Source organism: Georgenia sp. AZ-5 (assembly GCF_043952095.1).
Taxonomy (GTDB): domain Bacteria; phylum Actinomycetota; class Actinomycetes; order Actinomycetales; family Actinomycetaceae; genus Georgenia.
The window spans coordinates 2,743,140-2,763,560 of sequence record NZ_JBINOU010000001.1; the positions used below are offsets into that span (position 1 = coordinate 2,743,140).

General features: G+C 69.6%; 22 protein-coding genes and 3 tRNA genes. 15 read left to right on the top strand and 10 right to left on the bottom strand.

Annotated features, from left to right (window positions below; translation table 11 throughout):
• Positions 1-66: 66 nt before the first annotated feature.
• Positions 67-468, top strand: a complete 402-nt coding sequence (locus ACF0H8_RS12840; protein ID WP_395289295.1) for a four-helix bundle copper-binding protein — start codon at positions 67-69, stop codon at positions 466-468.
• Positions 469-901: 433 nt separating this feature from the next.
• Here the strand turns inward: ACF0H8_RS12840 and ACF0H8_RS12845 are convergent, their stop codons facing one another.
• Positions 902-1,342: a C40 family peptidase gene (locus tag ACF0H8_RS12845; protein ID WP_395289296.1), complete on the bottom strand. Its 441-nt coding sequence runs from the start codon at positions 1,340-1,342 to the stop codon at positions 902-904.
• Positions 1,343-1,878: 536 nt separating this feature from the next.
• Here ACF0H8_RS12845 and ACF0H8_RS12850 point away from each other — a divergent pair.
• The 5 genes from ACF0H8_RS12850 (at position 1,879) to ACF0H8_RS12870 (ending at position 6,885) form a co-directional block, all read left to right on the top strand.
• Positions 1,879-2,979, top strand: a complete 1,101-nt coding sequence (locus ACF0H8_RS12850) for a DUF418 domain-containing protein (protein WP_395289297.1) — start codon at positions 1,879-1,881, stop codon at positions 2,977-2,979.
• Between the two features lie 359 nt (positions 2,980-3,338).
• Positions 3,339-4,805, top strand: coding sequence for a gamma-glutamyltransferase (locus tag ACF0H8_RS12855; protein WP_395289298.1), 1,467 nt, complete (start codon positions 3,339-3,341; stop codon positions 4,803-4,805).
• A gap of 419 nt (positions 4,806-5,224) precedes the next feature.
• Positions 5,225-5,551: a DUF2382 domain-containing protein gene (locus ACF0H8_RS12860; protein ID WP_395289299.1), complete on the top strand. Its 327-nt coding sequence runs from the start codon at positions 5,225-5,227 to the stop codon at positions 5,549-5,551.
• A 184-nt stretch (positions 5,552-5,735) separates the two neighbouring features.
• The gene (locus ACF0H8_RS12865; RefSeq protein WP_395289300.1) at positions 5,736-5,981 is read left to right on the top strand and encodes a hypothetical protein; all 246 of its coding nucleotides are present in this window, start codon (positions 5,736-5,738) and stop codon (positions 5,979-5,981) included.
• Positions 5,982-6,513: 532 nt separating this feature from the next.
• Complete coding sequence (locus tag ACF0H8_RS12870; RefSeq protein WP_395289301.1) at positions 6,514-6,885, top strand: CBS domain-containing protein; 372 nt, start codon at positions 6,514-6,516, stop codon at positions 6,883-6,885.
• Positions 6,886-7,334: 449 nt separating this feature from the next.
• On the opposite strand, the gene ACF0H8_RS12875 is transcribed toward ACF0H8_RS12870, so the two are convergent.
• Positions 7,335-8,525 (bottom strand): N-acetylmuramoyl-L-alanine amidase, encoded by a 1,191-nt coding sequence (locus ACF0H8_RS12875; RefSeq protein WP_395289302.1) that lies wholly within the window; start codon positions 8,523-8,525, stop codon positions 7,335-7,337.
• Between the two features lie 307 nt (positions 8,526-8,832).
• Between ACF0H8_RS12875 and ACF0H8_RS12880 the strand changes: the two genes are divergently transcribed.
• Together ACF0H8_RS12880 and ACF0H8_RS12885 are read left to right on the top strand one after the other, a co-directional pair.
• Positions 8,833-9,096 carry a hypothetical protein gene (locus tag ACF0H8_RS12880; protein WP_395289303.1) on the top strand — a complete coding sequence of 88 codons (264 nt, stop codon included), beginning with the start codon at positions 8,833-8,835 and terminating at the stop codon, positions 9,094-9,096.
• Positions 9,097-9,106: 10 nt separating this feature from the next.
• Complete coding sequence (locus ACF0H8_RS12885) at positions 9,107-9,385, top strand: hypothetical protein (RefSeq protein WP_395289304.1); 279 nt, start codon at positions 9,107-9,109, stop codon at positions 9,383-9,385.
• Here the strand turns inward: ACF0H8_RS12885 and ACF0H8_RS12890 are convergent.
• The 3 genes from ACF0H8_RS12890 to ACF0H8_RS12900 all read right to left on the bottom strand — a co-directional run bounded on the left by ACF0H8_RS12890 (position 9,382) and on the right by ACF0H8_RS12900 (position 11,018).
• A complete protein-coding gene (locus tag ACF0H8_RS12890) occupies positions 9,382-9,621 on the bottom strand; it encodes a hypothetical protein (RefSeq protein WP_395289305.1) in 240 nt (79 codons plus the stop codon). The genes ACF0H8_RS12885 and ACF0H8_RS12890 overlap by 4 nt on opposite strands.
• Positions 9,622-10,188: 567 nt before the next feature.
• Positions 10,189-10,896, bottom strand: a complete 708-nt coding sequence (locus ACF0H8_RS12895; RefSeq protein WP_395289306.1) for an SGNH/GDSL hydrolase family protein — start codon at positions 10,894-10,896, stop codon at positions 10,189-10,191.
• Complete coding sequence (locus ACF0H8_RS12900; protein ID WP_395289307.1) at positions 10,896-11,018, bottom strand: hypothetical protein; 123 nt, start codon at positions 11,016-11,018, stop codon at positions 10,896-10,898. The genes ACF0H8_RS12895 and ACF0H8_RS12900 overlap by 1 nt, the downstream gene beginning before the upstream one ends.
• A 583-nt stretch (positions 11,019-11,601) precedes the next feature.
• Between ACF0H8_RS12900 and ACF0H8_RS12905 the strand changes: the two genes are divergently transcribed.
• Positions 11,602-11,928 carry a DUF2277 domain-containing protein gene (locus ACF0H8_RS12905; protein ID WP_395289308.1) on the top strand — a complete coding sequence of 109 codons (327 nt, stop codon included), beginning with the start codon at positions 11,602-11,604 and terminating at the stop codon, positions 11,926-11,928.
• 14 nt (positions 11,929-11,942) lie between these two features.
• Here ACF0H8_RS12905 and ACF0H8_RS12910 read toward each other — a convergent pair.
• The 4 genes from ACF0H8_RS12910 to ACF0H8_RS12925 form a co-directional block, all read right to left on the bottom strand.
• A tRNA-Thr gene (locus tag ACF0H8_RS12910) sits at positions 11,943-12,020 on the bottom strand.
• Position 12,021: 1 nt separating this feature from the next.
• Positions 12,022-12,090: transfer RNA gene (locus tag ACF0H8_RS12915), tRNA-Gln, on the bottom strand.
• Positions 12,091-12,100: 10 nt separating this feature from the next.
• Positions 12,101-12,173 (bottom strand) — tRNA-Arg (locus ACF0H8_RS12920).
• A gap of 377 nt (positions 12,174-12,550) precedes the next feature.
• Positions 12,551-13,297: a DUF4386 domain-containing protein gene (locus ACF0H8_RS12925; RefSeq protein ID WP_395289309.1), complete on the bottom strand. Its 747-nt coding sequence runs from the start codon at positions 13,295-13,297 to the stop codon at positions 12,551-12,553.
• 14 nt (positions 13,298-13,311) lie between these two features.
• Here ACF0H8_RS12925 and ACF0H8_RS12930 point away from each other — a divergent pair, with 14 nt between their 5' ends.
• From ACF0H8_RS12930 to ACF0H8_RS12955, 6 genes are all read left to right on the top strand, one after another.
• Positions 13,312-13,935 carry a malonic semialdehyde reductase gene (locus tag ACF0H8_RS12930; RefSeq protein ID WP_395289310.1) on the top strand — a complete coding sequence of 208 codons (624 nt, stop codon included), beginning with the start codon at positions 13,312-13,314 and terminating at the stop codon, positions 13,933-13,935.
• Between the two features lie 716 nt (positions 13,936-14,651).
• Positions 14,652-14,894, top strand: a complete 243-nt coding sequence (locus tag ACF0H8_RS12935; RefSeq protein ID WP_395289311.1) for a hypothetical protein — start codon at positions 14,652-14,654, stop codon at positions 14,892-14,894.
• A gap of 506 nt (positions 14,895-15,400) precedes the next feature.
• Positions 15,401-16,378, top strand: coding sequence for a glucosyl-3-phosphoglycerate synthase (locus ACF0H8_RS12940; protein ID WP_395289312.1), 978 nt, complete (start codon positions 15,401-15,403; stop codon positions 16,376-16,378).
• On the top strand, positions 16,375-17,508 hold the full coding sequence (locus ACF0H8_RS12945; RefSeq protein ID WP_395289313.1) for a glycosyltransferase: 1,134 nt from the start codon (positions 16,375-16,377) through the stop codon (positions 17,506-17,508). The genes ACF0H8_RS12940 and ACF0H8_RS12945 overlap by 4 nt, the downstream gene beginning before the upstream one ends.
• Complete coding sequence (locus ACF0H8_RS12950; protein WP_395289314.1) at positions 17,505-18,500, top strand: Gfo/Idh/MocA family protein; 996 nt, start codon at positions 17,505-17,507, stop codon at positions 18,498-18,500. The genes ACF0H8_RS12945 and ACF0H8_RS12950 overlap by 4 nt, the downstream gene beginning before the upstream one ends.
• Positions 18,497-19,597, top strand: a complete 1,101-nt coding sequence (locus ACF0H8_RS12955) for a zinc-binding dehydrogenase (RefSeq protein WP_395289315.1) — start codon at positions 18,497-18,499, stop codon at positions 19,595-19,597. The genes ACF0H8_RS12950 and ACF0H8_RS12955 overlap by 4 nt, the downstream gene beginning before the upstream one ends.
• An 8-nt stretch (positions 19,598-19,605) precedes the next feature.
• Here ACF0H8_RS12955 and ACF0H8_RS12960 read toward each other — a convergent pair whose 3' ends face one another.
• A complete protein-coding gene (locus ACF0H8_RS12960; RefSeq protein WP_395289316.1) occupies positions 19,606-20,223 on the bottom strand; it encodes a histidine phosphatase family protein in 618 nt (205 codons plus the stop codon).
• Positions 20,224-20,421: the final 198 nt, after the last annotated feature.

Sequence of the window (20,421 nt, forward strand, 5' to 3'; positions counted from 1 at the left end):
AACGTCAAGGGCGCCCGGACGGCGGTCCGAGAGCCCGCCGTCGCCCGCGAAGGACCGGAGGAAGCGATGAAGACCACCGAGATGATGGAGACCTATCCCGCGGAGATCAACCTCGACCGGGAGCTGCTCGCCCGTGCCGTCGAGACGCTGGTCACCTGTTCCCAGGCCTGTACCGCCTGCGCGGATGCCTGTTTGAGCGAGGAGATGGTGGCGGAGCTGCGCAAGTGCGTCCGCTCCAACCTGGACTGCGCCGACATCTGCGACGCCACCGCTCGGGTGCTGTCCCGGCACACCGGCTACGACGCCAACATCACCCGGGCCCAGCTCCAGGCCTGCGTGCAGGCCTGCAGGTCCTGCGGTGATGAGTGCGAGCAGCACGCCGGGATGCACGAGCACTGCCGGGTGTGCGCCGAAGCGTGCCGCAGCTGCGAGCAGGCCTGCAACGAGCTGCTCGCCGCCATCGGCTGACAAGCATCAGGGGCTGTAAGCGTCCCCAAGGCCGGGCTGCGGGTGAGGTGCCCGTGCGCCTCACCCGCAGCTTCGAGCGCTGAAGAGAGGATGGGCCGAGGCGTGGGTGGCTGGCGTCCGTGCTCGGCGGCAGTGTCGTGGCCACCGTGCCGTGGGACGTCCTCGACACCCCGTGGCACCCCGCGGACAAGGCCGCATCAGTCACGCGGGTCCGGGCAACCGTCTGGTGGCTCACCCGCCGACTCGGGCACCGGGTGCGCCAGCTCTCCGGCCCGCTCACCATGGTGGGCCTCATCGGTACCTGGGGCGCCCTGGACGTGCTCGGCGGGGCACTGCTCCACTGGCCGCACCTGCCAGCGGCGTTTCAGCTACGGCGCCGGCCTCGGCCCGCTGGCCCCGGGGAGGGTTCCCTGACGCCGTCCATCTTCCTTGATCACGGGAATCCTCCGTCCGCGGTGGCGACTCCCGCCGGTGCCATGGACACCCGACTCCTTCCTTGTTTCGGACACCACTGGCAGTGCAAGTCGGGGCGGGAGACGTGGTCGCTGTCGCGCCTCGGCAGCGGACACTCGCTTCCCGACGGTGGACGGGCACTGGAGGAGCGCGGCAAGTTGATGCCGGACGTGGCGTAGACGTGCTGAGTGAACCCCGAGCAGTCGAAGCCGGCCGGCGTGGACCCACCCCACACATACGGCGTACCCGGGAACTGGCGAGCGTAGTCAACGATGGCGCTCCCCGACGCCGCCGGTGCGGGGGCCGGTGCTGTGGCCGGCTCGGCCACGGCGGCAGTGGCCAGTTCGGCGACTTCACCCCAAGCTGTCGGGCCGCGAGCACTGGTTCCCCCGCCCCTGCCGCTTGGTCGAGCTGGACCCATGGGCGGCGGCAGCGTTCGGACTGCGCCCAGAAACTTCCGGGCGGGGGGTGCCCAGAAGCGCGGCCACGTTACAGAACGGCAAATGACAAAGTCACGTCCCGATAAGGGTCTTCGTCCGATGTTCAGTTGACCGCGCCACCCTGCTGGGGGCGGTCCCTCACAGCGGCCGAGAAGCCCGTTGTGCACGCCGAGTTCATGAAGAATCGATGAAGGTCGTTACTCGAACGTGACATTCGAGGCGAGCACGACCTACCTTGTCAGCGCCTGCGTCGTTCCGCCGCGGAGCGGTCGGCACACACCCCTATCGGCCGCAGCGCTTCCCCGCTACGCCTGCAACGGCACAGGAGCAGCAGGGCCGATCAGCGCCTCGAAGGCAGCGCCATCCAGGTCGGTGCACGGCTGTCCCGCGTGCGCCGGCCCGCGTGCGCCGGCTACAGCGGCCACACAGCCGAAGAATCGGAGTCAGAGTGACGGCAGGCAGTTCAGCCTCCGCGGTCCCCGCAGGCGCGGGCGCCGTGCACGGTGATCGGCGGATCTTGGCGATCGATGCGGCACGTGCGGTGGCTGTCATCGGCATGATCATCGTCAATGTCGGTCCCCGAAGCGGCGAGGGTCTGGCTGACGTCCTTCACCGGATCCCTCTTGGCCGAGCGTCACTACTCTTCGTGTTGCTCGCCGGGATAGGCATCTCGTTGTTGACCCGAGGGGCCCGCCGACCCGGCTGCAGCCTTCGGTCGGGCACCTTGCTGTGGCGGGCAGGTCTTCTGCTGGTGAGTGGTCTAGCGCTCCAACTGCTGGATCACGGGGTCAGCGTGATCCTGCCAACCTATGCGCTGCTCTTCCTCATAGCCTTGCCCCTGGTCCGCGCGACGGAACGCTTGCTAGCGATCCTTACGGTGGTCCTGCTGGCGCTCGGTCCGCTGGTCTGGATCGCCGTGCAGATGTTGCAGGGGGTGAGCTATACCGTTGAAACGCCTACGCTCGTCGACCCGCCGTTGAGCATCTTGCACAGCGTGCTCCTCTCGAGCCCCTATCCGGTGATCACCTGGGTTGGGCCTTTCGTGCTCGGTATGTGGCTGGGTCGGCAGGACCTTAGCGACCGGGCTCTTCAGGTGCGGATGATCGCTGCGGGAGCAATAGCCACTGTTGGGGGTCGTGCGGTCTCTCTCGTCCTCGTAGCGCTGTTGGGTGAACCGGCACGTGAGGTGGGGTTCGATCGTCTCGTGACGTCCGTGGCGCACTCACAGATGCCGTTGTGGCTGTTGAGTGGGACCGGCAGCGCGGCCCTTGTTCTTGGCTTGCTCTTGCGCGCCGGTGGTTTCGTTGACCGGTGGCTCTGGCCGCTCGTGGCGACTGGACAGCTGGCATTGACAATCTATGTCGCCCACCTGCTGGTTCTGGACCTGGTCGTCAGGCCCGAGCCGCAGGTCCTCATCGAAGGCGTGCTCATCAGCATGGCTCTGTGTGCGGGTGCGGTTGTTTTCGCCACGGTCTGGCGTCGCCACTTCGACCGGGGGCCTCTGGAGGTGCTGCTTCGCGCTCCCCGGTTGAAGGGAGCTGGGCTCCATGACAGGCGGAGCACCGCCTGGCATCCGCGCGTTTCGCCGCGGCCAAGGAGGGCCCAGCTCACCAAATGATCGGCCCGTCGGAAGAAATCGTCCCCGAGCAGGACAGCACCGGACACCGAAGGCCAACCCCTTCTAGGCACCAAGGACCTCATGCCGTGGGCAAGCGAGTGCTTCATCGTCGGTGGCGAGCAGTGATGACCCTGCTTCGGGGTGGAGCAACCACTCGTACAGCCGGAGCCGTCGCGAGCCTGGTTCTGCTCGCGGGATGTTCCGACGGCCTGGCGCCGACCGCGCCGCCCATTGCTTCGGGTGCTACGGACGCACCCACCACGTCGGGTGTGCCGGCGCCCCCCGAACCGACAGCCATGGACGCCGCACTTGGCCAGCACGGCGTAAGTGCGGCGCATCCAGCCGCTGTGGAAGCTGGGATGAGTGTGCTGGACGGCGGCGGGAACGCCGTCGACGCCGCGATCGCGACTGCCTTCGCCGTGGCGGTGGTCGAGCCCTTCGCCTCTGGCCTCGGCGGGGGCGGCGCCGCGATCGTGGCACCCACGGGCGGAAGGCCGCAGGCCTACGACTACCGGGAGGTCGTCGCCCGGGACGGGGTCATCCCTAGGTCCGGCACCGGCATCCCCGGCTTCGTCGCCGGCATGGCCGCGCTGCACGAGGACCATGGCGAGATGGAATGGGCCGAACTATTGAGTCCCGCCATCACCTTGGCTTCGCAGGGCTTCGAGGTCTCGGAGTTCCTCGCCCTGCGCCTGCGCAGCGACAGTGGCCCCGACGCTATCTCTGGATTGCCGCAGTTCATCGGCCCGGATGGTCTCCCGCTCGAAGCGGGCGACCAGCTCGTGCAGATGGACCTCGCCGCCACCATGACGGCCCTCGCGGAGAAGGGGTCGCAGGACTTCTACACAGGAGAGGTCGCCGCCCGGCTCGACGCGGTCGACGGTATCGACGCCGCCTCTCTGGCTGCCTACGAGGTGGTGCGGGCAGAGCCGGTTCGCGGCCCCGTTGGCGACTATGAGATCGTCTCGGCCGCTCCTGCCTTGCCGGGAGTGGCCTTGATCCAGATGCTCCAGGTCGCTGAGGCCCTCGGCATCGCTGGAGTCGAACCGGGCTCAGCGGATTACGTCGAGAAACTCTCCACCAGCTGGCAGGTCGCCGACGCGGCCGTGACGGAAAAGCTCGGAGACCCTGCCTTCGTCTCCGTCCCGGTTGATGAACTGACCGACCCCGCCCGCAACGCGGCCCTCGCCACGGCGCTCGACGCATCCGCGGCGCCGGCCCCTGGTGACGGTGGCGGCGGTTCCGGCGAAGCCGTCACCCCGGGGAACACCACGCACCTGACCGTGGTGGACTCCGACGGCCTGATGGTGTCGATGACGAACACCATCACCAACTTCTGGGGTGGTAGCAATGCGCAGGTCGTTGGAGGCTTCTTCCTCAACAATCAACTCTCGAGATTCGCTTCCCTGGCCACCCCGCAGAACCAGCCCGAGCCTGGCCGACGGTCGGTGAGCTGGGCTGCTCCGACAGTTGTGCTGGACGACCAGGGACGCCCTGTTCTCGGGATGGGCTCCCCCGGTGGGCGCCAGATCCCCAACATCCTTGCCAACGTGCTCGTCCGGTGGGGCCTTCACGATCAGCCGCTCGCCGCCGCCGTCACGGCAACCCGGTTCCACCTTCAGGAAGGCGAGCTCTCCACGGAGGAAGAGCCCTCCGAGCCGGTTGCCGCGCGGTTGCAGGAACTGGGCTGGGCCGTGGATGTCGTCGCTGGCGAGGAGGCCGTTTTCGGGTCCGTCCAAGCCCTCGAGGTCAACCACGAAACGGGCGAGATCACCGGCGCGATAGACACGCGCCGCGAGGCGACGTTCAAGGTCGACCAGCCCTAGGTGGTTGCCCCGCGTCAGGGCGGAGCAGTCCCCGGTGGTGTGGGCCTCGGTCCGGGCCCTGCGCTCCGCCAGAGTTCTCCCACCGCCCTGGACACCGGACCCATCCTCGCCGCCGCAGCCCAACGAGACGAGTTCTGACGTGTGAGCTCTCGGTGATCGTCCTTTTCGGAGGTAGTGGTCCCGATGCGGCGGCGCCGATGCCGCCCTTACGTTGGCCGTCCGACGGCCACCCCAGGGGAGGACCATGCCCACCAACGACCAGGTTCAAGACCTCATCAGCAGCAAGGCCACCGTTGTCGGCAGCGACGGGGACAAGCTCGGAGCGGTCGGCCTGGTTTGCCTCGACGACGTCAGTGGCCAGCCGGCGTGGAACATAGAACACCGTCAAGACCGGCCTGTTCGGCTCCTCCGAGTCCTTCGTGCGGCTGCGGCCGGCCACGGTCGAGGGCGACACCGTCCGCGTGCCCTACGACAAGGACATCGTCAAGGGCGTACCGCGCGTCGACGACGACGGCAACCTTCACCCGCCGAGGAGGAGCAGCTCTGCCGCCGGCACGCTGACGCTCTGCTGCCGCGAGGAGGTCCGCCTCGAGCGCGAGCCCATCACCGACGCGAACGTGGGCGCCGCGATGGACGGCCCCGCCATCTCCGAGGAGGAGCACGAGGTCGTCCTGCACCAGGAGGTCCCCGTGGTCTCCAAAGAGGCACGCCCGGTCGAGGCGTCCGGCTGGACACCGAGACCGTGACCAGCGAGCAGCAGGTCACCGAGGGCGTCCGCAAGGAGCAGATCGAGATGGAGGGCGACGAGGGCACCAGACGCAGCGACTGACACCGACTCCCGAGGTGCGGCGCACCCAAGGCAGCGGTGCCGCACCTCGGGTCTACTCCGTCCGCGGAGCAGGGCCGAGAGGGTACGGAAGGGGAAGAGAAATGCCAGCTGGTCAGGGCAAGAACATCCGGCGCGTCACCAGCGTGGACGTGGTGCGCAGCAAGCAGGAGGAAGGAGCACCGGGCAGTTACACCTTCGAGCTGACTCTGGACGACGGCGTGGAGGAGTACCTGTTGGTCGTCCCGGACAGCGAGGCCAGCACCGTGGCCCGGCTGATCCAGCACAGCAGCTCCATGCAGCTGGACAAGAACACCGACGACCTCATCTTCGAGAACTACGGCAGCTGACCGGAGGACGCGGGGCTGGTGCCGCGGTGCGGCACCAGCCCTGATCGTCGCGTCGTGTCGCCCGCCGGGACGCCACGCCGGCCAGGGACAGCTGGTGTCTTGAACGAGTGCGCGCCGGTGAGAACTAGCGCCGCGGCCGCCGCCCGGCGACGGGGCGCTGCTGCTCCCCTTGCTGAGCACCCAGGATGACCAGCGTGCCGACCAGGAGCGGGATCGCCCCCTGCAAGGCATCGAGCTGCTTTTGCGCCGCCGTCAGGCATGGCCGTGGCGCCCCCTGACCGCCAGACTCTCGTACGAGCGGGGGCGGGATCACTCGCCCTGCCTGCCCTCTGGGCCGCTCCGACACCTCCGGCTCCTTCGAGATGGCGACGAGCAGTGCTCGCGCGACACGAAGCCGGAGGCCGGACACCCTTCCCTACCGCACGCTGAGCAGCCGGCGGTAAAATTTGTGTCGCCCAGAAATCGAAGCCGGTGAGCGACTTTTCACCGGCCCGCGGAGATTGGGGACGTCATGCCACAGGTCAAAGATCTGATGACGGAGAACGTGATCACCGTCGAACCGTCCACCACCATCGTCGACGCGGCCAAGAAGATGGTCGAGTCCCGGCACGGGCCACTCCCGGTCGTCGAGGGAGAGCGCCTGGTCGGCATCATCACCGACCGCGACCTGGTTGCTCGGGTGGTCGCCGAGGGACGTGACCCCACCGGCCTCACGGTCAACGACATCGAGACCCGCGAGCTGGTCACGATCGCGCCAGACGCGGACCTCGAAGAAGCCATAGTGCAGATGCGCAAGCATCAGCTGGATCGGCTGCTGGTCGTGGAGGGCGAGCGGCTCGTCGGAATCATTTCCGAGGCCGACCTTCCCGGCAAGGACGAGGTCCGCCCTGGGGGTGCTCCGTAAGTCGGCGCGAAGCTCGGGGCGCCGATCCCGCCTGCGCCTGACCTTCCACCGCGCCGTGCGGAGCTGGCGGTGCGGCGGCTCCTCCGTGCTCGTCCTCCTTCAGCCGCTCGAGCACGATGCGCACGTTCTGCTTCGGGGGCGACGTTCCACGACGGCTCGAGCTCGGGGTCGCGCGCGTCCTGGACGTGAAAGGCCTGCGATCAGGTCGGAGAGTGGCGCCGGAAGTTCGCGTAGCGGCCACAGATGAAACCGGGTCTGTCGCGCCCGTGCCGGACAACAACGGCTCGTGACCGGTTCGAAGACGGGGTAGCCCGCGGGGGCGGACGACCGCTACTGCCCGACGGTCGCGCTGCGGCGTTCGAGGAGGGTGTCGCGCCACTGTCCGGCCAGGAGGGCCGGTGGTCATGCGGGCGACGCGGCCCTGGTGCCGATCGCCGCGACCGTTCCACTCACTGTCGGGCCGCCGCCGGGACGCTCGGGGCATTGTCCCTAGACATCGCCATCTTGGTGGCGACGTTCTCCCTGATGCCGGGAAGCTGACCGTAGAGGCGCTCGCCCGGGCAGTCCGTGCCCGCATGGTCCCGGTGGCCCCCGATCGTGTCGACCGTCGCCCGCCCGCCGCTGACCGGGTTCACGTAGTCGACCTTGGCCAGGGGGTCGAGACCATGGCGCAGCGCCAGCTCGGCGAGCAGGTCCTCCAGGGCGTTGACCGCCCCGGGCGTGGGATCGGCACCGCGGCTGGGATGGTCGGTGAACTCCCCGAGCAGGGCGACGCCGAGATGCCCGGCGTTCCGGCCGGCGGTGTGCGCTGCGGTCACCACGCGGTCGGTACCGTCCTCATGGGCGAAGTCGGAGCCGTCGGCGCCCACGGCGCCTTCGCACGACGCGCTCGTCGTGCCCGACCATCGGCCCTCGTAGACGACACCAGCCTCGTCGATCAGATAGTGGTAGCCGATGTCGCCCCAGCCCCGGTCGACCGCGTGGTACCGGTAGATCGCCCGAACGGTGGCCTCGGGGTCCGGATCGTCATTGCTGGTGACGGTGTGGTGAACGGTCATCACCTGGGTGTCATGGAACTCCGGTGGCCACTTCGCATCGCCGTCGGCGCCCAGGCGCAGGGTCTCGTCGGCGCCCCAGTCAGCGCGGGACCGGCACATGGCAGAGTCGATCGCCCGCGCCGCGCCGCCCGCTTGCTCCCCCACCTGCACGAGCGGCCCGCTCGTGGTGTTGATCGGCACCGCCTGCGGGTCGACCGCCTCGGGCGGGATGCCTCGCACCTGGTAGGCATCGGCGCCGCCTCCCGGCATCAGGGCGCTCGCCCACTGGCCGTCGTCTTCAAGGCCGTCCCCTGTCAAAGGAATCCACGGTCCCCATCCGCCGCCCGTGCGGAAGCGAACCTCCCCGTGGGGCGTGGTGGCGCCGGCGGCCGCCGCGTTGTCATCGCCGCCGGCGGCGTCCCAAAGCACGCCGAGGTAGTCGATCGGGAAGCCGGGTTCCACCGGACCGGCCCGCACGGGTTCGCGATCGGCGAGCGTCTCCGGCGCCATCCGGGCCATCGCGGGTTCTGGCCACACCACTAGCAGCGAGGCGACGAAGCCGATGACCGCGATGTGCGCAGCGGGTTTCCGGAACAGGTGCATTGGGAGGTTCCTCTCGGGAGGTGTTGTTCCGACGCGGACCGTGCGCCCGAATCCCTCCGCGCCGAGGATCCCCGCCCCATCCGTCAGACCAGTCTGAGCGGATGGCCCGCCTGGGGCAACCCTCCGCTGCTTGCTCGACCGGGCTTTGTCCGCCGCGGCCCTGAAGCCTCGACACCCTGCTCATGGGCTGCTGCGCATGCAGGAGGCCGCTCGCGCGCCTGCACTCTGAGAGGAATATGCACGGCTCCCGACAACTGGCGCCGTAGGCGGGCAGGCCCGCCTGCGTGGGAGTCACTGACGGGATCGGGTGCCGTACGACAAGGACACCATCAAGGACGCTCCGCGCGCCGATGACGACGGCCACCTCGATCTCGCCAAGGATGAGGCGGCTCTACCGCTGCTGCGGCGTGAGGGACGACTACACGCGAGCGGTATCGGCGAACTGGCCACCGACACCACGGACGTAGGCAGCAGCGAACGTGAGGGCTGGCACTCCGGACGTGGAATCACCGCCGGGGGGATGGGTCACCATGCGGACAACCCCTCCCGCTCGTCCGTAACGAGCCCCTAACCTCAAAACCATGGCCGCCCCCCGCCCCGAGGACGAGCTCGAACGCACCCTCGACGCCCTGAACGAAGCCGGACGCCACCTCGCCGCCACCAGCACCGACCACGACCACGCCATCCCCAGCACCGACCGGATCATCAGCCTCCACGCCGAGACCACCCCCGCCGGACGCGTCTATTCCGTCGCCCTCACCGACCCCGTCGGCGACCAGCCCACCGCCAACGCGACCACCGGGGACCTGGACGAAGCCGTCACCCTCGCCCGCGACTACGCCACCGACCCGATGGACTAGCGGTCCTCGTGCACCGTGATGACTCGCAAGGCCGGGACCTGCGCGGCGAGGACCAGCCCGACCGCAGCCATGACCCCGGACGTCCACTCCGGGCTCTTCGACACCGCCCTCAACGACGTCGCGAACCGGATCAACGGCGCGGCGCCGCCCTTGCTCCGCAGCTGGAGCACCAAGGGAAGCACTCGTCCGAAGACCCGGACGAGTACGAGGAAGCTCGCGGCGAATGGCCGAACCATAGCGGACGGCGCAGGTTGCGGACTTTTTGGGACTAGCGGCCAGGCGGCGGCCGGCGAGAGCCCCCGCGCGAGGCACTGACCTGGCAGAAGTCCCGCGCTCCCGGCAGGACTTGAACCCGTGACCGACGAATCATGAGGGGATTCAGCGCCCCGTATCGGCTCTGGTCAGAAGCGTAGTCTGCTGCCTGACCAGCGAAAAACAACCCGGACGTCTCTGGTCCCCTCCAGTAGCTTTCCGATTTATTGCGGACTCAGTGCGGACTTGGATGAGTAAGCGGCTGCCCCTTCTTCTTGGGGCGACTGCTGATCCTTTGATCCCAGCATTGATCGGGGCCTGAAATCCTCTCCGGCCCACCTGACATCAAGACCCAGAGCGTCCTCACGGGAGCGGCGTGGGTCATCAACCTCGTGGCCGAGTACGTCATCCACCGTCGTGCTCGCGTGCCTCCCCTCTCTGGAACGGTGCGTCACGCCAAGAGCGCCGCCTGCCGACGCAGCCCGGCACCCAGATCGTTTGAGCAAGCGGCGCTCGTACCGGAACTGATGCAAGAGGGGGAACCGGCGTGATCAACGGCTGACGAGGAAGGGCACGACCTCGGCGGCCCACCGGCGATACCCCTCCGGTGAGGGATGCATCCCATCGGCGGCCAGGAAGTCACCGGTCAGCTCAATGTGGTCGATCGGTACATAGACCGCCCCTGCTGCTCGGGCGGCTGCATGCGTGACCGCGGCCATACGCTGAGCACGGGCCACGAGGAGTGGCAGCAGGCCCCGGGCCAGAGCAGGGATCCCGTGCAGGTCGGGCAACCCGCTGACGATCACACGCGCGTCCGGGCAGCGACGGGCGAGGTCGCCGAGCAGGGTCCCGATGTGGCGCTCCCAGGTCCGCCGTCGCCACGTGCGCTGAACATCGTTCATCCCGATCAGCACCACGACGTGCGTAGGGGTCCAGCCATCCTCGATGATCCGGGGCACCAGCTCTCGGGTCACCCGACGCGCGGTGGCGCCGTTGCGGCCCAGCACCCGCCACATCACCTCGCGTCCGTCTCGCTCATGCAGCGCCCGAGCAAGGTGACCAGCCATTGACGTCTCATGGGTGGGCGAACCGGTACCAGCGGCAGTGGATTCACCCAGGATCGCGATGCGCACCGCGGGCCCGCTTCCGGGCACGACACCCATGAGCGGTTCAGCAGCCGGTGGAAGTGCACGCACGAGCCCATCATCCACGGTCCCGGCACCGGCCCCGGGTTGTTGCGCCGCGCCGCCGATCTGCATTACCGAACGCGCAGCTGACGATGTGCCGGCTCCTCCGGCTCTTCCGTCTTCAGCCGCTCGAGCACGATCCGCACGTTCTGCTGCGGCGCCACGTTCCACGGCTCCAGCTCCGGATCGCGCACGTCCTAGACCCTGAAGGCGTCGATCAGGTCGGCATCAGGCTGAACATTCGCGTAGCGGCACACATGCCACCGAGTCTGCCGTCATGACATGCGCTGATTTGCTGCACACACCGCCAGCTGCAGTCCCTTGTCGCCGAGGCGAGGCATCCCCGGCCATGCGTGCAAGTGTCCGTGCGCGAGAAGTTCAGAAGGACCCGGGGTGACGAGGCCGGTCTCGTAGGCGAGGACGACGAGTTGGGCACGGTCGCGGGCGCCGAGCTTGTCAGGAGGCGGCTGACGTAGGTCGCCGTCGACAAGCGGCTGGGCCGGCCCACCCCGAACTGGGTCGTGAAGCTCTCCCAGGCGGAGCGCCGCCCCGCCTGACCCGCGGGGCCGACGTTCCCGTCTTCCTCGCCGACGAGCCCGTGCTCCGGCGACCAAGGGCTTCCACCTCCATCGCGGCGACCGGTGCCGTGCCTCGACCGGCGACCGACGGCGGGGGCCTGGGCCTGGGCCTGGGCCTGGGAGGCCGAGAAGATCCGCTCCGCCGTCGTCCCTTTCGACCCCCTTCAGTAGCGTGCGGCGCCGTGGCACGCTGGGCGACATGTGCCGAAACATTCACCCTCTGCACAACTTCACCCCGCCCGCCACCACGGACGAGGTGCGCGCCGCGTCGCTGCAGTACGTCCGCAAGGTCGCCGGCATGACGAAGCCGTCCCAGGCGAACCACGAGGCGTTCGACCGGGCGGTCGAACGGGTCGCCGTGGCCACCCAGGAGTTGCTCGACTCCCTGGTCACCGCCGCGCCGCCCAAGGACAGGGAGGTCGAGGGCGAGAAGGCCCGCGAGCGGAGCCGTCGCCGCTTCGCCACACAGTCGGCTGATCCACCTCGGGGAGCCGCCGTCCACGCCGTCGTGGCCGCCGAGAGGTGAGCCGCGAAAATGCATGGAGCCGGCTGCCGGGATCGAACCGGTGGCGCCTTCCGCTTACGGGGCGGACGCTCTGGCCATCTGAGTATGCCGGCATGGCGCCGAGCGCAGGAATCGAACCTGCGAGCACGGGATCCAAAGTCCCGCTGGCCGACCAGCAGACCACCCGGACCGGCGCCGCCGGCAGGACTCGGACCTGCAACCGTCGGGGTAGAAGCCCGCTGCGCTTCCGATGGCGCCACGGAGGCGTGGAACACCGTGTCGTGGCTCTCGGTTGCCCGCATGCCTTGGGCGTCCCAGTTGTGCACCGTGGTGAGGCCGGGAGCACTTGCCGGGCCTGACCTACGACGTAAGTCGTGCCTCGGGCAAATTCGAACTGCCGACACCCGCTTTAGGAGACCGCTGAAACCTCGCCCATCGCGGTGTCCCGGTGTCCGGCCATCATGCTTCGTCCAGCCCTGAGGAGCGCTCAGCACCCGCCACTGATCATTCACTGACCATGGTCCTTGCGCTCATGACCAGATTGACCTCTGCCACTCCCGCCGGCAGAAGTCGAGCTGCTGTGAATATCAACCGCCTAATAACTAACGACACGCAACACTAGGACCTCGCTTGCTACGGCCGACTACGAATTCGCGCCCCCGGCAGGTCCGCTATCTACCCCAGCCAGAATCGGAGACGGCTTGAATCCCTTGACGATGAGGTAGATACCGAACGACAACTCCCAGATGAACTCCGGAATCGTCGCGACGCCCTGCAGCGCGGACCCACGCTCGATCACGTCGAACATGACGGCGACTCCCGAGGCGGCGACCAGGGGACCTCCGATGAGCCCCAACATCGCCATGCCTCGCGGCACCAAGCCGGACCGATACATCAGGTAGCCCAGGATCATTCCGTTCGCGACGCCGGCGAAGAAGCCTGGCCCGATCAGGAAGGCCCGATCATAGATCGCGACGAAAGCCTCGCCGAGAGCGAGGTCCGTCGCAGCCGTGCCTTCCTGCCGCATGAACAGGAACGCGAGAAGGCTGATGATCCCGATGGCGACGAACGTGCCCTCGACGAGACGCGCTGCGACGTAGCCCAGAGCTAGCCCTTCGCTATACCGCTTGAAGACCGCATACGGCACCACGGCTGTGCCGACGTTGGCGATAATCAGGATGAGTTCGAGAACGGCTCCCAAAGCCACGCTCGCGGTGGGGTCGGGGCCGGCTCCGGTGGTCCCGTTGGGACCACGACCGCCGACAGTTCCTCCAGGAAGCCAGACGCCCAGACACTGCCCGACGAGGACCAGTCGCTCAAACAGGACGTCTGACGTCCCCGACGTGTGACCCGACCCACGCCCGACCCGGAAACACCACGCGTTGGTCACCGGTTCAACCAATCGTGACTGCAACCGCTGAGCACCAGACCCGGGACGCGCTCCTCCTCGACGAGCACGCGCAGGACCTGCTCTTCCGCCAGGCCCGCACGGCCAACGCGTTCACGGACGAGCCCGTCACCGACGAGCAGATCGCCGCCATCTTCGAACTCGTCAAGTGGGCACCCACGTCGATGAACACCCAGCCACTGCGCGTCGTCGTCGTCCGATCCGCCGAGGCCAAGGAGCGCCTCCTCCCCCACATGGCCGAGGGCAACCGGGCGAAGACGGCCGCCGCCCCCGCCACCGCCCTTCTGGCTGCGGACATCGACTTCCACGAGGAGCTCCCGCGGACCTTCCCGCACTTCCCCGGCGCCCGCGACATGTTCGCCGGCGACGACGAGTCGCGCGCCCGCACGGCCGAGCTCAACACGGGCCTTCAGGTGGGCTACGCGATCATCGGCATCCGCGCGGCCGGCCTCGCCGCCGGCCCGATGACCGGCTTCGACGCCGACGCGATCGCCCGCGAGTTCTTCCCGGACGGCCGCCACCGCGTGCTCGTCGCCATCAACATGGGCAAGCCCGCCGAGAACGCGTGGAGGGACCGCCTCCCCCGCCTTGCCTTCGACGAGGTCGTCACGGCCCTCTGAGCTCGATGGACGGGCGCGGCCCCCGATCGGGGACCGCGCCCGTCCTGCTTTCATCGGCCGGCACCACTGTCGCTCCGCGGGCGCAAGACCCTCCTCAAGTCGTCGCCACCGCAGCCACCCACCCCGCGCCGACCTTCACCACCCCGCCACCCTCCAGTCACCACTCCCTGGCACCGTCCAGGGTGAGGACGGGACGGCCATCCCGCTGCCACGATGAGGCGCATGTGGACTGACCGCGCCCGTGTCCTGACGACCCCGCCCCCGGGGCCTGGCTCCAACGGCGCCTGACCGGGCCGCTCGGTAGCGTCACCGGCACCGCCCCCGCCGGGTACGGCGCCTATGCCCGAGTTCTCTACCCCGTCGACTTCTGGGATGGCCACGCCACACCCGCCACCTGGGCGCACGTCGCTGACACCACCGGCCGGACGGTCCACCCCCTCGTGCAGTGGCACGCCCTCATCGGCGCCCCCGACCCCTTCGACCGCACCTCCGATCTGTGGTCACGGGGTGCGCCGGACGAGGCAACCTCTCCCTGCCCCAGCTCTTGGGTTTGTGCGCCCTTCTCCCGAGCTCTGTCGCGACCCCGGCGGTGACTGGCGCGTCACCGCCGGGCGCACCACCTCCGCAAAATGCAGGGAGTTCGTGCCGCGGTCGGGGCACGCCGCCGCGCCGGGGCCCGTAAAGTGGCGCCGGTCACACCACCGAGAGGAGACACCATGTCGGATCAGGCTCACACCGAGACCGGTGAGGTCACCGGGACCAAGGACAAGGACTACAACCTGCTGTGGTTCACCGAGGCGTGCCTGTCCAACGCGCTGCGGTTGGAGACCTACATCGCCGACGCCGAGCGGGACGGGGACACCGAGCTCGCGGAGTTCTTCCGCAAGGCCCAGCAGGAGAGCCGTAAGGGCGCCGAGCAGGCCAAGGCCCTGCTCGCCCAGCGCCTGACCGGCGGGTGAGCGCCGTGGCCGCCTGCCAGGCGTGCGGCAACGACTACGACGACCCGATCCGTCACCCCGGGTGAGCGGACCGGGGTCTTCGACAGCGTCGAGTGCGCCGCCCAAGCCATGGCCCCAACCGCGGCCAACTGCGGGTGCCGGATCCGCCTGGCCACGGCGTCCGGGTCGACCCCGCCGTGTACTGCTGCGCGAGCTGCGCCCCTACCGGCACCGGCGAGCTCGCCGACCGCGTGTGAGGGGCACGCATGGTGTGGGCTGAGGAATTGATTCACCGAGGACAACGGGTTCGGGTTCATCGCCCGTGACGAGTCGCCACCGACGCGAGGAGGTCCCCCGCCGTCACGATCGCCCTTGCCAGCAGCAGGATCACCCCGATGACGTCCTGACACGGCCACCTTCGCCGCGGTCACCAGGGCGCTCACGAGCAGACACACGTTCGGTCTCACGATCGCCCCCTGTCTCCCACAGGTATCCGGCGGCACTATCGGCACGGAGGAGGAGTCCCGGTGCGCCCATCCGTACAGGCCTGGTTCAAGCAGCGGACATCAGCGGGGGTGGACTGGAGCCGCCACCGGCTCGTGGACCTCAAAGGCGGGGACCGCATCAGCGTGGTGCTACCGGCCCGGGACGAGGAGGCCACGGTAGGGGCCATCGTGGCGACACTGCGCCGCGAGCTCGTCGAGGCGGTGCCCCTGGTGGACGAGGTGGTGGTGATCGACTCGGGCTCGATGGACGCCACGGCCGCCGAGGCGCGGCGAGCGGGTGCGCGTGTGGCGCAGCAGGACGAGGTCCTGCCCCGGATCGGCAATCTCGCGGGCAAGGGGGAGGCGCTGTGGAAGTCGCTGTTCGTGGCCGGCGGCGACATCGTCGTGTTCGTCGACGCGGATCTGCATGAGTTCGACGAGCAGTTCGTCGTCGGCCTGCTTGGCCCCTTGCTCACCGACCCCGACATCGCCTTCGTCAAGGCCTTCTACGACCGTGCCCTGCACACCGGCGAACGGGTCCTCCCGGCCGGTGGCGGAAGGGTCACCGAGCTCGTCGCCCGCCCGCTGATCAACTTGCACTGGCCCACGCTGGCCGGGTTCGTCCAGCCCCTGGCCGGGGAGTACGCCGCCCGACGCACCCTGCTCGAGCGCATCCCGTTCGTGTCAGGTTATGGGGTCGAGATCGGCATGCTGATCGACGTCGTCGAGGAGGTCGGCCTGGGGGCGATGGCGCAGGTCGACCTTGGGCACCGCGCGCACCGCAACTCCTCGGACGCGGCGCTGGGCCGGATGGCCGCTCAGGTGCAGCTGGCGATGCTCTCCCGGCTGCACCGGCACGGCCGGGCCCTGCTGACCGGTGAGCCGGAGATGACCATGACGCAGTTCACGCGGCAGGGTTCCGCCTTCCTGCCCCAGACCCACGATGTCCGGGTCACCGAGCGGCCGGCAATGGTAGAGGTGCCCGAGTACCTGCACCGACGGATGAGGGAGTGGGCGTGACGCCGACCGTGCTGTTCAACGTAGGGCCGTGGCTGCCCGTGCCCCCGCCCGGGTACGGCGGCATCGAGACCGTCGTCGCGACCCTCGTCCCAGAGTTGCGGCGGGCGGGCGTGCGGGTGATCCTCGCGACGGTCGGCCCCAGCGATCTCGAGGCCGACGGCTACGTCCGCCCGCTGGACGAGCCGCGGTTCCGCTCGATCGCCGCCCCCTACAACCAGGTCTCTGGCATAGCCCACGCCCACATGCACGGTGTGGTGGCGGCGCTGCGCGACGACCCGTCGATAGATCTGGTGCACGACCACCTCGAGGTCGTCGGTCCCGCGGTGCTCGCGGCGATGGGCCGCGGCGCCCCGCCGACCCTGCAGACCTTGCACTGGGACCTGCGCAAGCACGCGGACTTCTACACGATGTTCGATGGTGGGGGCCGGGTCGCGTTCGCCGCCGTCTCGCAGTCCCAGCTGGACCGCGCCCCGGAGCGGCTGCGCTCACAGACCCTCGGCGTGGTGCCGTTGGCGGTACCGCCACCGCCTCACATCACCGTCGAACCGGGCGAGCATGCCCTCGTCCTGGCCCGGATCACGGCCGACAAGGGTCAGGACGTGGCGGCTCGGGCCTGCCGGCGGGCCGGCGTCCCCCTGGTGCTGGCCGGGCCTGTGGCCGGGATCAACGACCCGCAGGAGCTCGAACGCCGTCTCACCGAGGGCGACCAGCAGTTCGAGCAGCACCCGGACGTGCGCTTCTTCGTCGACCGGGTCGCCCCGCTGCTCGACGGCACGCAGGTGCGGTGGATCGGTGGCGTCAGTGGCCTGGCCAAAGAGCAGCTGCTGCAGTCGGCGCGCGTCCTGCTGGTGCCGAACCGGTGGGCCGAGCCGGGCGCCACCGGCGTCGTGGAAGCGCTGACCCGCGCAGTCCCGGTGCTGGCCACCCCCTTGGGCGTCCTTCCCTCCCTCGTCGAGCACGGCGTGACCGGATATCTCGTCGACGACGAGGACGGGCTGGTCAAGCACCTCGCCCTGGTAGAACGCCTGGACCGGGAGGCCTGCCGAGCCTCCGCCGCCGCCTGGACCCCGGCGGTGATGGCAGCCAGGTACCTGGAGCTCTACGACCGGCTGCTGACGGAGGCCCGATGACCACCCGGATCGCACTCATCGGCGCGGGGTCGGTGGCCCGGCGCCACTCGGCCGTGCTGGCCGGGCTGGACGACGTAGAGGTGGTGGCCGTCGCCGACCCGGCCCCTCAGGCGGCCGAGACGTTGGCGCGGGAGTGCGATGCCGCCGCGTTCACCGCCGCCGAGCACGCGCTGGACCACGGCAGGATCGACGCCGCCTACATCTGCGTGCCGCCCTTCGCCCACGGCGCCCTCGAGAAGGAGGTCCTGGCCCGGGGGCTGCCGATGTTCGTGGAGAAGCCCGTGGCGGCGGACCTGGCCACAGCGGAGGAGTTGGCGGACCTAGTGGCGGCGGCGGGCGTGGTGACAGGAACCGGGTACCACTGGCGCTGCCTCGACGTCATACCCGAGGCACAGCAGATGCTGGCAGACGCGCCGCCCTACCTGGCCACCGGCTACTGGCTGGACAAGCGTCCCCCGGTCAGCTGGTGGGGTCACACAGAGCGCTCCGGCGGGCAGGTGGTCGAGCAGCTCACCCACGTGCTCGACCTTGCCCGGGTGCTGCTCGGGGAGCCCGTCGAGGTCTTCGCCGCGGGCGTTCGCCAGACAGTGCCGGACGCGGCCGTCGCGGAGAATTCCGGCGACGTGGACGACGCGACGGCGGCCACCGTGCGGTTCGGCTCCGGAGCGGTGGCGACGTTGGCGGCCACGTCCCTGCTGCGCGCCAAGCACCGTGCCGCCCTGCACACGTTCAGCTCGGGGCTCGTGCTGGAACTGTCGGAGACCGGCATGGTCCTCGACGACGGGAGCTCACGTCGGGAGTGCGTGCCCGCTGAGGACCCGAAGGTAACCGTGGACCGGGAGTTCGTCGAGGCCGTCCGCGGCGAGCGAGAGGAGACCCGGGCACCGTACGCCGAGGCCGTGCGCAGTCATCGGCTCAGCTGCGCCGTCGCCCAATCAGCCCGCACCGGTGTGCCCGTACTGCTGTCCGCATCCCTTGGTGAGGCGCCATGAGACGACGCAACCTGGTGGTCCACGAACCCGGACGGGTGGAGCTGGTCGAGGAGGAGCTCCCACCGGTGCCGGCAGGCGGCCTGCTGCTGCAGACCGTGGCGACAGGCTTGTCCGCGGGCACCGAGCTCACCTTCGTCAAGGGGGACCACCCGGGGCTGCACTCCCAGCTGGACCCCGAGCTGGGCCTGTTCGTCTCCCGCGCGGCCGGTTCGGGGTACCCGGTGCGACGCCTGGGATACATGGAGGTGGCCCGCGTTGCCGTGAGCCGCACGGACGCCTTTTCCGTCGGTGACCTCGTCGCCTCCGCGTACGGGCACGCCACCGCGCACGTCTCCGACCCGGTCACGGAGCACGTCGTGCCGCTGCCCGACGACCTGGACCCCGTGCTCGGGGTGTATGCCGCACACCTGGGGCCCATTTGCGCCAACGGGTTGCTGCACGCGGCGGCCGACGCCGTGCACCCCGTTACGTCTCTGGGGCAGGGCGTGCGCGGACGACACGTGCTGGTCACCGGCGCGGGTCTTATTGGGCTGCTGACCGCCCTATTCGCGACCGAGCTCGGTGCCGAGGAGGTCGCCGTCGTCGACGCCGACCCGCGGCGGCGACGTCTCGCCGAGACGCTGGGTTTCTGGGCCCTGGACGCCGACGGCGACCCGGCGCTGACCCTGAAGACCCGCTGGCGCCACGGGCCCGGCGACCACGGGGCCGACGTGGCCTTCCAGTGCCGCGGCCGACCCCACGCCCTGGCCACCGCCCTTCGGGCGCTGCGCCCTCAGGGCACCGTGATCGACCTCGCGTTCTACACCCACGGCGCCGACGAGGTACGGCTGGGCGAAGAGTTCCACCACAACGGGCTCACCCTGCGCTGCGCCCAGATCGGCCGAGTACCCCGAGGGTTGGGGTTCAGCTGGGACCGCCAGCGGCTCTCGGCGGAGACGCTGCACCTGCTCCGTGCCCGTGGCGACGACATCCGTCGCCACCTGGTCACCGACGTCCTCGACCTGGACCAGGCGCCGTCGTTGCTGGCCGAGGTGGCCGCCCGCCGACGGCACGTGCTCTCGGCGGTCTTCACCGTCGACGGGGCAGCACACCCCTGAGCGAGTCCTCACAACTGGCCCATACCGGTGCGGGGCCGCAAGGCCGCTCCGGCGAAGGGATCGCCCTCATCCGTGAAGCCGCCCGCCGTCACGGTCAGCTGACGACCATCGGTGTTGGCGACGGCGGCGTCCACGCCGCTCCCACACAGGTGCCCGACCACGCGGAACAGGCCAGCATGCCCCACCACGAGCACCGTCGGGCCCAGACGGGCCGCCGCCCGCAGGCCTCGCTCCACCCGGACGGCGAAGGCGCCGAACGGCTCACTGTCGCCCGGCAGCCCGGTGGCCGGCCCGTGCCGCCACGCGGCGAGGCACCCCGGATACCGCTCCTCGATCTGATCCTGGGAGAGGCCCGTCAGTGTCCGGCTCCACCGTTCCCGAAGATCGGTGATCCGCTGCGGCGCTGCCAGGCCCAGCAGGGCGGCCACGATCGTCGCCGTCTCCTGGGCTCGGAGCAGGTCGGAACAGGCCACCGCCGTGACGCCGAGGCCACTGCACGCCCGCGCCAATTCCACGGCCTGCTCGCGTCCCAGGTCCGTCAGCGCCGGGTCAGCCTGTCCCTGAAACAGGTGATCGCGGTTCCAGGTCGACTGCCCGTGGCGAGCCAGAATGACCGTGCCTGTCATGACGCCCATCCTGCCTTCCGCTGCCGCCGCCGGGGAAATCCGCAGAATAGCTCCGAGACCGCTAATAGGCAGGCCTTATGCCAGTATTACTCTGCGTATCCGCGGGGCGACACCCTCCCCTCCCGCGCCGACCGCGCAGCGGTGCTCGAGAGGCTCCGCGCCACGGTTCCCGGCTTCCCGGCTTCCCGGCTTCCCGGG

Coding starts and splice junctions, on each gene's coding strand:
- ACF0H8_RS12840 (WP_395289295.1), top strand. CDS start 67: ATGAAGACCACCGAGATGATGGAGACCTATCCCGCGGAGATCAACCTC.
- ACF0H8_RS12845 (WP_395289296.1), bottom strand. CDS start 1,342: ATGGGTCCAGCTCGACCAAGCGGCAGGGGCGGGGGAACCAGTGCTCGC.
- ACF0H8_RS12855 (WP_395289298.1), top strand. CDS start 3,339: ATGAGTGTGCTGGACGGCGGCGGGAACGCCGTCGACGCCGCGATCGCG.
- ACF0H8_RS12865 (WP_395289300.1), top strand. CDS start 5,736: ATGCCAGCTGGTCAGGGCAAGAACATCCGGCGCGTCACCAGCGTGGAC.
- ACF0H8_RS12870 (WP_395289301.1), top strand. CDS start 6,514: ATGACGGAGAACGTGATCACCGTCGAACCGTCCACCACCATCGTCGAC.
- ACF0H8_RS12875 (WP_395289302.1), bottom strand. CDS start 8,525: ATGCACCTGTTCCGGAAACCCGCTGCGCACATCGCGGTCATCGGCTTC.
- ACF0H8_RS12885 (WP_395289304.1), top strand. CDS start 9,107: ATGGCCGCCCCCCGCCCCGAGGACGAGCTCGAACGCACCCTCGACGCC.
- ACF0H8_RS12890 (WP_395289305.1), bottom strand. CDS start 9,621: ATGGTTCGGCCATTCGCCGCGAGCTTCCTCGTACTCGTCCGGGTCTTC.
- ACF0H8_RS12895 (WP_395289306.1), bottom strand. CDS start 10,896: ATGCAGATCGGCGGCGCGGCGCAACAACCCGGGGCCGGTGCCGGGACC.
- ACF0H8_RS12905 (WP_395289308.1), top strand. CDS start 11,602: ATGTGCCGAAACATTCACCCTCTGCACAACTTCACCCCGCCCGCCACC.
- ACF0H8_RS12935 (WP_395289311.1), top strand. CDS start 14,652: ATGTCGGATCAGGCTCACACCGAGACCGGTGAGGTCACCGGGACCAAG.
- ACF0H8_RS12950 (WP_395289314.1), top strand. CDS start 17,505: ATGACCACCCGGATCGCACTCATCGGCGCGGGGTCGGTGGCCCGGCGC.
- ACF0H8_RS12955 (WP_395289315.1), top strand. CDS start 18,497: ATGAGACGACGCAACCTGGTGGTCCACGAACCCGGACGGGTGGAGCTG.
- ACF0H8_RS12960 (WP_395289316.1), bottom strand. CDS start 20,223: ATGACAGGCACGGTCATTCTGGCTCGCCACGGGCAGTCGACCTGGAAC.